The sequence below is a fragment of the Actinomadura craniellae genome (assembly GCF_003289645.1).
GTDB lineage: Bacteria > Actinomycetota > Actinomycetes > Streptosporangiales > Streptosporangiaceae > Actinomadura_D > Actinomadura_D craniellae.
This window is the reverse complement of sequence record NZ_QLYX01000001.1, coordinates 215,642-228,662: the sequence shown is the minus strand read 5'-3', so window position 1 is coordinate 228,662 and position 13,021 is coordinate 215,642. Positions and strand designations below refer to the sequence as shown.

4 protein-coding genes are annotated in these 13,021 nt (G+C 70.2%); all 4 read left to right on the top strand.

The genetic code is table 11. The features are described 5' to 3' along the window. Positions 1 to 318 precede the first annotated feature (318 nt). The 4 genes from DPM19_RS00880 to DPM19_RS00865 are packed head-to-tail and all read left to right on the top strand — an operon-like array spanning position 319 to position 13,003. Positions 319 to 579, top strand: a complete 261-nt coding sequence (locus DPM19_RS00880) for an MbtH family protein (protein ID WP_111862809.1) — start codon at positions 319 to 321, stop codon at positions 577 to 579. A gap of 27 nt (positions 580 to 606) precedes the next feature. Continuing rightward, entirely contained in the window at positions 607 to 1,020 is a 414-nt protein-coding gene (gene panD, locus DPM19_RS00875) for an aspartate 1-decarboxylase (protein WP_111862808.1), read from the top strand. Then, positions 1,020 to 2,651 (top strand): (2,3-dihydroxybenzoyl)adenylate synthase, encoded by a 1,632-nt coding sequence (locus tag DPM19_RS00870; protein ID WP_111862807.1) that lies wholly within the window; start codon positions 1,020 to 1,022, stop codon positions 2,649 to 2,651. The genes panD and DPM19_RS00870 overlap by 1 nt, the downstream gene beginning before the upstream one ends. A 17-nt stretch (positions 2,652 to 2,668) precedes the next feature. Then, a complete protein-coding gene (locus tag DPM19_RS00865) occupies positions 2,669 to 13,003 on the top strand; it encodes a non-ribosomal peptide synthetase (RefSeq protein ID WP_111862806.1) in 10,335 nt (3,444 codons plus the stop codon). The last annotated feature ends 18 nt before the right edge of the window (positions 13,004 to 13,021 follow it).

Genomic DNA, 13,021 nt, shown 5'->3' with positions numbered 1-13,021 from the left:
CGGGTCGGCGGCGAGCAGATCTGGCGCTGCGCCCAGGTGGTGAAGCTGGTGAGCTCGGACGCCGCCGAAGTCGACCCCCCACTTCCCTCACAAGATCGTCGAACCGTGCCTCTCCACCACCCGTGCCCGTCAAACGAGGGCAACAGCGCATCCGCAACCGGCCAGACGCAAGGGGCGTCAGGGCTTGACGATGAGACAGGGACATCACCAAGATAGGCAAGGCTCGCCTAACTAAGGTAAACCTTGCCTAAGAAGCCGTGTCCGGTCCGACGATGGGAAGGCCCTTGAGCACCCTCACCCAGCCCCTAGGGGGGAACCGTGCCTCAAAACCCCTTTGACGATGACAGCGGCAGCTTCTACGCCCTCGTCAATCAGGAGGAGCAGTACTCCCTCTGGCCGACCTTCAAGCCGGTGCCCGGCGGCTGGACGATCGTCTTCGGCGCCTCCGAAGGGGCTCCCCGCCAGGAGGTCCTCGCCTGGATCGACAAGACCTGGACCGACCTTCGTCCCAAGTCCCTTCGCGACTTCATCGCCGAGCAAGAGGGCGTGACGCAGGACTCGGCCCCCACCGGCAACTGACCGACTTCTCGCCCCAGGGAGAACACCATGTTCCGCACCGTCCTCGGCGGAAAAATCCACCGTGCCACAGTCACCCAGGCCGACCTGCATTACGTGGGTTCGATCACGATCGATGAAGATCTGGTCCGGGCCGCCGGTCTCGTCGAAGGTGAGAAAGTTCAGGTCGTCGACATCACGAACGGCGCCCGCATCGAGACCTACCTCATCACCGGGACCGCCGGCGGCGGTCAGATCTGCATCAACGGCGCCGCGGCGCACCTGGTGAACCCTGGCGACCTGGTGATCATCATGTCCTACATGCTCGCCGAGGAGACCGAGCTGATCACTTACGAGCCGCGCATCGTGCACGTCGACGCCGACAACCGGATCGTCGCGCTGGGGAACGACCCCGCGGAGCCGGTGCCCGGTGCGGTCGACCAGATCTCGTCGAGGCAGCTTTGATGACCGTCCTCGAGCCGCTCTCCCTCGACGGTTTCGTGCCCTACCCCGCCGAGACCGCCGCCCGCTACCGCGCTGCGGGGTTCTGGACCGACCAGACGCTTCCGGAGCCGCTGTTCGCCACCGTCGCGCGGGTCCCCGGAAAGACGGCGATCGTCGCGGGCGAGACCAGCCTCACCTACGCGGAGCTCGGTGACCGGATCCTCCGGATCGCCGCGGGTCTGCGCCACCTCGGCGTCGGCCGCGGCGACCGGGTGGTCGTGCACCTGCCGAACATCCCCGAGTTCATCGCGTTCGTCTACGCGTTCTGGGAGCTCGGCGCCATCCCCGTCTTCGCGCCGGCGGCGCACCGGCGTACGGAGATCGAGCACTTCGTCGAGGTGACCGAGGCCCGCGTCTACGTCACCGTCGCACGGCACGACGGAGCTGATCTGGCCGCGCTGGCGGCGGAGCTGAAAGCGACGTGGCCCAGCCTGGAGCACACCGTGGTGCTCGACGCCGACGGCGGCGGCGCCGACCTCGACCGCCTGCTGGCGCACGATCCGCTGCCCCACGAGCGGCGGTCCCTGCCGGGCGACGTCGCCCTGCTGCAACTGTCCGGCGGCACGACGGGGCAGCCCAAGCTGATCCCGCACACCAGCGAGACCTACCTTCATTCCGTCCGGGCGAGCATCCCGCTCTGCGGCATCACCGAAGACTCCGTGCAGCTGACCGCGGTGCCGCTGTGCCACAGCATGTCGGTGCGGTCCCCGGGTTTCCTGAGCGTTCTCAGCGCCGGTGGAACCGTGGTGCTGGCCCACAACGGCAGCCCCGACACCGTGTTCCCGCTCATCCAGCGGCACCGGGTCACCCAGTCGTCGATCGTCCCGCCGCTCCTCCTGGCCTGGCTGAACTCCTCGCTCAAGGAGCGCTACGACCTGTCGAGCCTGGAGAGCCTGCACGTCGGTGGGGCGAGGCTCAGCATCGAGGCGGCCCGGCGAGTGCGGCCCGAACTCGACGTCATCCTGCAACAGGGCTTCGGCATGGCCGAGGGGCTGGTCAACTACAACCGGTTCGACGTCGACGAGGAGACGAGCGTGCGGTGCCAGGGCCGCCCCATCTCACCGGGCGACGAACTGCTCATCGTGGACGACAGCGGTCAGGCGGTACCGCCCGGCGTGCCGGGGCACCTGCTGACCCGCGGCCCCTCCACCATCCGTGGCTACTTCCGCAATCCCGAGGAGAACGCCCGCAGCTTCACCCCCGACGGCTTCTACCGCACGGGCGACATCGTCGAGCGTGACGAGAACGGCTACCTGGCCGTGGTGGGGCGGTCGAAGGACCAGATCAACCGGGGCGGGGAGAAGGTCGCGCCCGAGGAGGTGGAGAACCTCATCCTCGGGCACGAGGGGGTGCACGACGTGTCCGTCGTCGGGATCCCCGACGCCATCCTGGGCGAGCGCGTCAAGGCGTTCGTGATCCCGCGGGCGGAGGCCGACCCGGCCACGCTGAAACTGGCCGCCATCCGGAAGTTCCTCCGCGACCGGGGCCTCGCCTCGTACAAGCTGCCGGACGCGCTGGACGTCGTCGCCGAGTTCCCGCAGACGGCGGTCGGCAAGGTGAGCAAGCGGCTGCAACGGGTTCCGCAGAACTGAAAGGACGAACGTTTCGGGTGGACGCTGACGAGCGGGTGGCCCTGTCCGCCAGCCAACGTGGCATCTGGGCCGCACACAAGTTGTTCGCCGCGCCGGCGGCGTTCCGTGCGGCCGAGATCACCTGGCTGCCGGGCCCGGTGGACACGGCCGCCTTCACCGCCGCGGTCGGCCGTGCCTTCGCGGAGACCGACGCCCTGCGCGTCCGGTTCCACGAGGAACAGGGCACCCCGTTCCAGCGCGTCGACCCGGCGAGGCGCCTCGAAACGACCGTGGTGGACGAGCCGCACGGCGATGCGGCGATCCGGGACCTGGTCCGTGCCTCGTTCGACGAACCCGCCGCGACCGCGGTGGAGCTGTCCACGGCTTCCTCGTTGCTGCGGCGCGCGAACGGGACCTGGGCGTGGTTCTTCGCGGCGGACAACATCCTGCTCGACGGGTACAGCGTCACGATGTTCATCCGCCGCGTGGCGGAGATCTACTCGGCGGCCGTCCGGGACGAACCCGTTCCCGACGCCTGGTTCGGCCGGCTGGCGGACGTCCTGCCATCACCACACGACCAGGTGGCCCCGGAGCCCGGCGCGGTGGAGTACTGGCGCCGGCTGTTGGACGTGGACGTCGCCCCGGAGCGGGCATCGGCCGTTGCGGCCGAACTCTTCTCGTTCTCCTACCGGCCTGTCCGGCTACCGGCGCCCGACGGCACGTTCGACCGGCTGCGGGCGTTCTCGCGGGGCGCCCGCACGAACTGGACCGACGCCCTGATCGCCCTGTGGGGGCTCTACACGTCGCTCGCCGAGCGGCGGACCGACCTCGCGGTGCGGGTGCCCTTCATGATGCGGGACACCCCCGGCCTGCTGCGGACGCCCAACGCGATGTCGCGCGTGCTGCCGGTGGTCGCCCCGATCGGTCCGCACCACACGCTCGCGGAGCTGATGAAGGCCATCGGCCGGCAGATGCGGCAGGCGAAGGCGCATTCCGCGGCGGAGGACCACCACATCGCCCGGAGCTGGCCGGGAAGCGAGTCGTCCTACTTCACGCTGCCGTCCATCAACATCAAGATCTTCGAGTACGTCGCGCGATTCGATCAGGTCGTCGGGACGGTGGAGACCGTCAACCCCGGGCAGATCGGGAAGCTGGACCTGTCGGTCTACCGCGATCCCGTGTCCGGGCTGCGCCTGGAGCTGGCCGGACACGAGTCGATCATCTCGGTGGCGGACGTGGAACGGCACGCGGCCGCCTTCACCCTGTTCCTCGAGCGGGCGCTCGATGCGGGCCCGGAAACGACCCTCCACGAGCTCGCCGAAGCGGCCTTTCCCGTGCGGAACGCTCCGCCCGGTGCGGGAAGGGCGCCGGATATCGCCGCCGAGGTGTCGGTGGACGGGTTGCTGCGGCGGCAGGTCGAGGCGACTCCGGGTGCGGTCGCGGTGCTGTCGGGCGAGGGGGCTTCCCTGTCGTTCGCGGAACTGGATGCGCGGGTGGACGCGTTCGCCGGCTCCTTGGCGGATGCTGGTGTGGGTGCCGGTGGCCGGGTGGCGTTGGTGATGCCGCGTTCGGTGGACCGGGTCATCGCGGTACTCGGGGTACTCCGGGCGGGCGCGGTATGCGTCCCGGTCGATCCGGCCTACCCCGCCGAGCGGATACGGCAGATCCTCGCAGACTCCGGCGCCGCCGTCGTGGTGACCGGGCCGGGTGAGTTCCAGGCGACCGGCCCGGGTGAGCTTGAAGTAACCGACCGGGCCGCTGCGTCCTCGGGGGATGCGGCGTTTGTGATCTTCACTTCGGGTACCACCGGTCGCCCGAAGGGGGTCGTGCTCTCGCACCGGGCGGTGGTGAACCGGCTGGTGTGGGGCGCCGACCTCCTCGGGTTCGGTCCCGGGGACCGGGCCCTGGCCAAAAGCAGCGTCGGGTTCGTCGACGCGGTGACCGAATTGCTCACCCCACTGACCGCCGGCGCCACCCTGGTCGTCGCCGACGACGACACCGCGGCGGACCCGGTGGCCCTGGCCGCGATCGTGGAGCGCCACCAGGTCACGCACCTGCTGACCGTGCCCAGCCTGGCCGACGTACTGGCCCGGGTTCCCGACGCGACCACAGCCCTGGCCTCGCTACGGCACTGGGTCTGCTCAGGCGAAATCCTCGCGCCGGCCACCATCAAAGCGATCCGGCAGGCAACGCCGGGTGCGGTGCTGCGGAACTTCTATGGCTCCACCGAAGTCACCGGCGACGCCACCACCGCCGACGCCGACGCCGACGCCAACGAGGCCACCGCCGACGGGACGACTATCGGCGGCCCCGTCCCCGGCGTCCAGGTCCGGGTGCTGGATTCCTGGCTGCGGCCGGTGGCCCCGGGCGTCGTCGGCGAGTTGTACGTGGGCGGGGTGCAACTGGCCGAAGGCTACGCCGGGCGTGGCGCCCTGACCGCCGACCGGTTCATCGCCGACCCCTTCGGCAACGACGGCGAGCGGCTGTACCGGACAGGTGACCTCGTCCGCTGGAACACCCACGGCACACTCGACTTCATCGGCCGCACCGACGACCAGATCAAAATCCGCGGATACCGGATCGAACCCGAAGAAGTCCGCAACGCCCTGGAACGGCACCCGGCCGTCACCGGCGCGGTGGTCGTCGCCCTGGACCACCCCGCCGGCGGCACCTACCTGGCCGCCTACATCACCACCACCGACAACGCCGGCGACAACACCGACGACCTCCGCGCACACGTCTCCGGGCTCCTGCCGGACTACATGATTCCGGCGACCTTCACCACACTGGACGCCTTTCCTCGCACCCCCAACGGCAAGCTCGACCGCAGAGCACTGCCCGCACCGCACATCACCACCGCGGACGGGCGGGAGCCCGGAAGCGAGACCGAACACGTACTGGCGGACCTCTTCCGCGACGTCCTGCACCTCGACCGCGAGTTGTCGGTCAACGACGATTTCTTTCGGTTGGGTGGGCATTCGCTGCTGGCGACGCGGGTGGTCGCGCGGGTGAACGCCCGGCTGGGTTCGGGGCTGTCGCTGCGGGATGTGTTCGATGCTCCGACGATCGCCGGCCTGGCCCGGGTCGTCGATGCCGGTCGTGCTGCCCGGCCGGGGACGGTGCGGGTGGGTGCGGTTCCGCGGCCCGAGGTGCTGCCGGTCTCCTACGGTCAGCAGTCGTTGTGGGTGATCGACCAGCTCGGCGGGCCGGGCGGGCGCTATGTGGTCCCGGTCGTGCTGCGGCTGTCCGGGGACGTGGACGAGGCCGCGCTGGGGGCGGCGGTCCGGGACGTGGTGTCCCGCCACGAGGTGCTGCGGACCCTGCTGGTGGAGCGGGACGGACAACTGTGCCAGGTCGTTGTTCCCGCGGAGGAGGCGGTTGCCGGGCTTGCGCTGGTGGTGGAGGACTTCTCAGAGGCACGGCTGGCGGAGGTCGTGCGGGCCGGGTTCGTGCTGGGGTCGCAGATCCCGATCCGCGCGGCGTTGCTGCGGACCGCAGACACACAGTGGGTACTGGCACTGGCGATCCACCACTCCGCGGTGGACGAATGGTCCTTCCCCGCACTGCTGGGTGACCTGTCGACCGCCTACCGGGCCCGGGTTGAGGGCGGCCCGCCGGAGTGGGCGCCGTTGCCGGTGCAATACACCGACTACGCACTATGGCAGCGGACGGTACTCAACGGCCCGGAATCACACCGGCTGCTCAACTACTGGCAAAGCGCCCTGGCCGACGCCCCACCGGAATCAGGAATCAGCCCGGACCGGCCACCTCCGGCGGTGCCCTCACACACCGGCACCGACCTCGAATTCACCGTAGACCCGGGCACGGTCACCGCGCTGCGAACGCTAGCCGAGGCGCGGGGCGTGACGATGTTCATGGTCGTTCAGGCCGCGGCCGCGTTGAGCGTGTCGGCGCTGGGCGGCGGGGACGACATCGTGATCGGCTCCCCGGTCGGCGGCCGAACCGAAGACGGCCTGGAAGACCTGATCGGCTACTTCCTCAACACCCTGCCCTTCCGGCACCGAATCGGGCCCGGCGACCGACTGGCCGACGTCCTGACCCGAGCCCGCAACGTGGTCCTGGACGGGCTGGCGCACCAGGCCGCACCCTTCGAGCAAATCGCAGCCGCCGGCGGCGAACACGCAGCAGGCCGCAACCCGGTGTTCCAGATCTTGCTCACCTACCGGCACCTGGCCGACCACACCGTGCTGAAACCACAGTTCCCCGGCATGCAGGCCCAGATGGAACGGGCGTCCCTCGGCGCCGTGAAAACAGACCTGGACCTGTACCTGACCGAAACCCCGGATGCCGTCACCGGCTTCCTGAGCTACGCCACCGACCTGTTCGACCCAGCCACAGCCCAACGGTTCCTGACCGTCTTCCACACAACCCTGAACACCCTCGCAACCAACCCGCACACCCGCGTCGCCGAACTGAACCTGCTCCCAGCACCCTCACCCGCCATGACACCACCCACCTCCGCCAAGGTGTCGGTGGACGGGCTGCTGCGGGAACAGATCGAGGCGACCCCGCAGGCGGTCGCGGTGCTGTCGGGCGAGGGGGCTTCCTTGTCCTACGCCGAACTCGACGCGCGGGTGGACGCCTTCGCCGGTGCTCTGGTGGAGGCGGGTGTGGGTGCCGGTGGCCGGGTGGCGTTGGTGATGCCGCGTTCGGTGGACCGGGTCATCGCGGTACTCGGGGTACTCCGGGCGGGGGCGGTATGCGTGCCGGTCGACCCGGCCTACCCCGCCGAGCGGATACGGCAGATCCTCACAGACTCCGACGCCACCGTCGTGGTGACCGGCCCGGGCGAGCTCCAGGCGACCGGCTCGGGTGAGTTGGAGATGACCGGCCGGGCCACAGCATCCTCGGGAAACGCGGCATCGTCGGGGGACACGGCGCCGTTGGGGGACGCGGCGCCGTTGGGGGACGCGGCGTTCGTGATTTTCACTTCGGGCACCACCGGTCGCCCGAAGGGGGTCGTGCTCTCGCACCGGGCGGTGGTGAACCGGCTGATCTGGGGCGCCGAACTCCTGGGGTTCGGTCCCGGGGACCGGGCCCTGGCCAAAAGCAGCGTCGGGTTCGTCGACGCGGTGACCGAACTCCTCACCCCACTGACCGCCGGCGCCACCCTGGTCATCGCCGACGACGATGCCGCCGCGGACCCGATGGCCCTGGCCGCGATCGTGGAGCGCCACCAGGTCACCCACCTGCTGACCGTGCCCAGCCTGGCCGACGTACTGACCCGGATCCCCAACGCAGCGGGCTCTCTGGGATCGCTGCGGCAGTGGGTGTGTTCAGGCGAGGTACTCGCGCCGGCCACAGTCGAGGCGATGCGGCAGGCCGTACCGGGCGCGGTGCTACGGAACTTCTACGGCTCCACCGAAGTCACCGGCGACGCCACCACCACCGCCACCGGCGACGCCACCACCATCGGTACCCCGGTGCCAGGTGTCCAGGTCCGGGTCCTGGACACCTGGCTGCGACCGGTGGCCCCGGGTGTCGTGGGTGAGTTGTATGTGGGTGGGGTGCAGTTGGCTGAGGGTTATGCCGGGCGGGGTGCCCTGACGGCCGACCGGTTCATCGCCGATCCTTTCAGCAACGACGGTGGGCGGTTGTATCGGACGGGTGACCTCGTCCGCTGGAACACCCACGGGGTGCTGGACTTCGTCGGCCGCGCCGACGACCAGGTGAAGGTCCGCGGATACCGCATCGAACTCGAAGAAGTCCGTAACGCCCTGGAACGGCACCCGGCCGTCACCGGCGCGGTGGTCGTCGCCCTGGACCACCCCGCCGGCGGCAAGCACCTGGCCGCCTACATCACCACCACCGACAACACCGGCGACAACACCGACGACCTCCGTACGCACGTCGCCGGGCTCCTGCCCGACTACATGGTCCCGGCGACCTTCACCACACTGGACGCCTTCCCCCGCACCTCCAACGGCAAGCTCGACCGCAGAGCACTCCCCACACCACACCTCACCACCACGGACGGACGGGCACCCGAAAGCGAGACCGAACGCGAACTCGCCGACCTCTTCCGCGACGTCCTACACCTGGACCGCGAACTGTCAGTGAACGACGACTTCTTCCGGCTGGGCGGGAACTCGCTGCTGGCGACGCGGGTGGTCGCGCGGGTGAACGCCCGGCTGGGTTCGGGGCTGTCGCTGCGGGACCTGTTCGACGCCCGGACGATCGCGGCGCTGGCACGGGTCGTCGGTGCCGGGCCCGCGGAGGGCCCGGCACCGGTGCGGGTGGGTGACGTTCCGCGGCCCGAGGTCGTGCCGGTCTCGTTCGGGCAGCAGGCATTGTGGTTGGTGGATCAGCTGGGCGGGCCAGGTTCGCGCTATGTGGTTCCGGTCGTGCTGCGGCTGTCCGGGGACGTGGACGAGGCCGCGCTGGGGGCGGCGGTCCGGGACGTGGTGTCCCGCCACGAGGTGCTGCGGACCCTGCTGGTGGAGTGGAACGGACAGCTGTGCCAGGTGGTCGTCTCCGCGGAGGAGGCGGTTGCCGGGCTTGCGCTGGTGGTGGAGGACTTCTCAGAGGAGCGGCTGGCGGAGGTCGTGCGGGCCGGGTTCGTGCTGGGGTCGCAGATCCCGATCCGTGCGGCGTTGCTGCGGGTCACCGGCACGGAGTGGGTGCTGGCGCTGGCGGTGCACCACTCGGCGGTGGACGAATGGTCCTTCCCGGCCCTGCTGGGTGACCTTTCGCTGGCGTATCGAGCGCGGGTCGAGGGTGGCCCGCCAGGGTGGACGCCGTTGCCGGTGCAGTACGCCGACTACGCGCTGTGGCAGCGGACGGTGTTCGATGGCGCGGAGTTGGATCGGCTGCTCGATTACTGGCGCGGCGCTCTGGCGGATGCACCGCCGGAGTCGGGGATCAGCCCGGACCGGCTGCCTCCGGCGGTGCCGTCGCATGTCGGCGCCGACCTCGAGTTCGATGTGGACCCGGGCACGGTGACGGCGTTGCGAACGCTGGCCGAGGCGCGGGGCGTGACGATGTTCATGGTCGTTCAGGCCGCCGTCGCGTTGAGCGTGTCGGCGCTGGGCGGCGGGGACGACATCGTGATCGGCTCCCCGGTCGGCGGCCGGACCGAAGACGGCCTGGAAGACCTGATCGGCTACTTCCTCAACACCCTGCCCTTCCGGCACCGAATCGGGCCCGGCGACCGACTGGCCGACGTCCTGACCCGAGCCCGCAACGTGGTCCTGGACGGATTGGCGCACCAGGCCGCACCCTTCGAGCAAATCGCGGCCGCGGCCGGTGGCGAACGGGCGGTGAACCGGAACCCGGTGTTCCAAGTCCTGCTCACCTACCGGCACCTGGCCGACCACACCGTGCTGAAACCACAGTTCCCGGGCATACAGACCCGAACAGAGCGGGCGTCCCTCGGCGCCGTGAAAACGGACCTGGACCTGTACCTGACCGAAACCCCCGAAGCGGTCACCGGCTTCCTGAGCTACGCCACCGACCTGTTCGACCCAGCCACAGCCCAACGGTTCCTGACCGTCTTCCACACAACCCTGAACACGCTCGCAACCAACCCGCACACCCGCGTCGCCGAACTGAACCTGCTCCCAGCACCCTCACCCGCCATGACACCACCCACCCCCACCGAGGTGTCGGTGGACGGGTTGCTGCGGCGGCAGGTCGAGGCGACTCCCGATGCCGCAGCAGTGATCGCGGGCGAATTCTCGTTGTCGTTCGCGGAACTGGATGCGCGGGTGGATGTGTTCGCCAGTGCTCTGGTGGAGGCGGGTGTGGGTGCCGGTGGCCGGGTGGCGTTGGTGATGCCGCGTTCGGTGGACCGGGTCATCGCGGTACTCGGGGTACTCCGGGCGGGCGCGGTATGCGTCCCGGTCGATCCGGCCTACCCCGCCGAGCGGATACGGCAGATCCTCGCAGACTCCGACGCCGCCGTCGTGGTGACCGGCCCGGATGAGCTTGAGGTGACCGGCCAGACCGCTGCGTCCTCGGGGGACGCGGCGTTCGTGATCTTCACCTCGGGCACCACCGGTCGCCCGAAGGGGGTCGTGCTCTCGCACCGGGCGGTGGTGAACCGGCTGATCTGGGGCGCCGACCTCCTTGAATTCGGTCCCGGGGACCGGGCCCTGGCCAAAAGCAGCGTCGGGTTCGTCGACGCGGTGACCGAACTCCTCACCCCACTGACCGCCGGCGCCACCCTGGTCATCGCCGACGACCAGACCGCCACAGACCCGATGGCCCTGGCCGAAACCGTGGAGCGCCACCAGGTCACCCACCTGCTGACCGTACCCAGCCTGGCCGACGTACTAGCCCGGACCCCCAACGCAGCGGGCTCTCTGGGATCGCTGCGGCAGTGGGTGTGCTCAGGCGAAATCCTCGCACCGGCCACCATCAAAGCGATCCGGCAGGCAGCGCCGGGCGCGGTGCTGCGGAACTTCTACGGCTCCACCGAAGTCACCGGCGACGCCACCAACACCGACGCCAACGCCAACGCCAACGAGACCACCGCCGGCGGAACCACCATCGGTACCCCGGTGCCCGGCGTCCAGGTCCGGGTCCTGGACACCTGGCTGCGACCGGTGGCCCCGGGCGTCATCGGCGAACTGTATGTGGGTGGGGTGCAGCTGGCCGAGGGCTACGCAGGACGCGGCGCCCTCACCGCCGACCGGTTCATCGCCGACCCCCTCACCGACAACGGCGAAAGGCTCTACCGGACAGGCGACCTCGTCCGCTGGAACACCCACGGGGTGCTGGATTTCGTCGGCCGCGCCGACGACCAGGTGAAGGTCCGCGGATACCGCATCGAACTCGAAGAAGTCCGTAACGCCCTGGAACGGCACCCGGCCATCACCGGCGCGGTGGTCGTCGCCCTGGACCACCCCGCCGGCGGCAAGCACCTGGCCGCCTACATCACCACCACCGACAACACCGACGACAACACCGACGACCTCCGTACGCACGTCACTGGGCTCCTGCCCGACTACATGGTCCCGGCGACCTTCACCACACTCGACGCCTTCCCCCGCACCCCCAACGGCAAGCTCGACCGCAGAGCACTCCCCACACCACACCTCACCACCACGGACGGACGGGCACCCGAAAGCGAGACCGAACACGTACTGGCGGACCTCTTCCGTAACGTCCTGCACCTCGACCGCGAACTATCGGTCGACGACGACTTCTTCCGGCTGGGCGGGGACAGCATCTTTGCCGCGCGTCTCGTGTCCGCCGCGCTCGCCCGCGAGCTGTCGCTGACGCTCCAGAACGTCTTCGAGCACCGGACCGTGGGCGGGCTGGCCGGGGCACTGCCCGCTCCCCCGGCCGGCCAGGTCGATCAGGAGCCCGTCCCGGCCCCGGTGTCCGCCACCCTCGATCGTCTCCGCGAGTCGGGCGCCGACCCGAACGCCTGGGTGTACACCGAGACCTTCGAGGTCCCCGGCCATCCGGAACTCCGTGCCGCATACGCCGCTGTCGTCGCGGAAACGGACACGCTGCGCATGTCCGTGCAGTGCGTGAACCGGCGCCTCTGGCTCAGCCACATCCTGCCGGCGGCGCCGGCGACGGTCACCGAACTCGCGCCGGCCGGCGACGCCGATCCGGCGGCGCTGCGCGCGGCGGCGACGGACCTGGTGGACATCACGACCGGGAGGCCGTCCGCCCTGGCCTTCGTCCGGACGCCGACGCGTACGGTCGTCTCCCTTGCCGTCCACGCCGGCGCGGCGGACCGTGCCTCGATCCACCGTCTCGCCGACGCCCTGCGGTCCGGTTCCCCGGCGGAGCGGACGGACACCGGGCTGGCACCCGCCCTTGAGGCCGTCGAGGAGGCCGGCGCCACCACCGGCACGTCAGGCCTGGACGGATGGTTGGACCTGCTGAAACACCGTGCGGAGATCGACCAGAACGTCTTCGCGCCGGGCCGGGCGGAGACGTTCGACTGGGCGGGGCCGGGTGGCGAGGGCACCGTCCGGAACGCCCTCCGGCGCGCGCTGTGGGCGACGGGAGCGAGCACGACCGGTGGTCTCGTCGACGAGGAGGTCGCCCTGGTCGCCGGGACCGGATCGGCCCCGCCGGGTCCGTTCACGGCGACCGTTCCCGTGCCCGTCGACGACGAGGACCGGACGGTGACCGTGGAGTTCCCGCTGCTGCGCCACCACAACCAGGCCGGGCGCCGCGCCCTGCGGCGGGCACCGTCGCCGCACGTGCTCATCACCCGGGTCCACGGGCCGGCGGCGGACCGGCCGGAAGGCGTCGAAACGCTGTACCGGGCGGTGATCCGCTATCACCTCGGCCCGGACGCCACCACGATCACGATGCTCGGTTTCGACGCCTCGGTCACCGCGGCCGTGCGCGACGCCTTGGCCGGCGCCGTCGTGACTTCGATCTGATCGCATCGATCTTGGAGG

Excerpts from the sequence above, each read along its gene's own strand:
- DPM19_RS00870 (WP_111862807.1), top strand. The coding sequence starts at position 1,020 with ATGACCGTCCTCGAGCCGCTCTCCCTCGACGGTTTCGTGCCCTACCCC.
- panD (WP_111862808.1), top strand. The coding sequence starts at position 607 with ATGTTCCGCACCGTCCTCGGCGGAAAAATCCACCGTGCCACAGTCACC.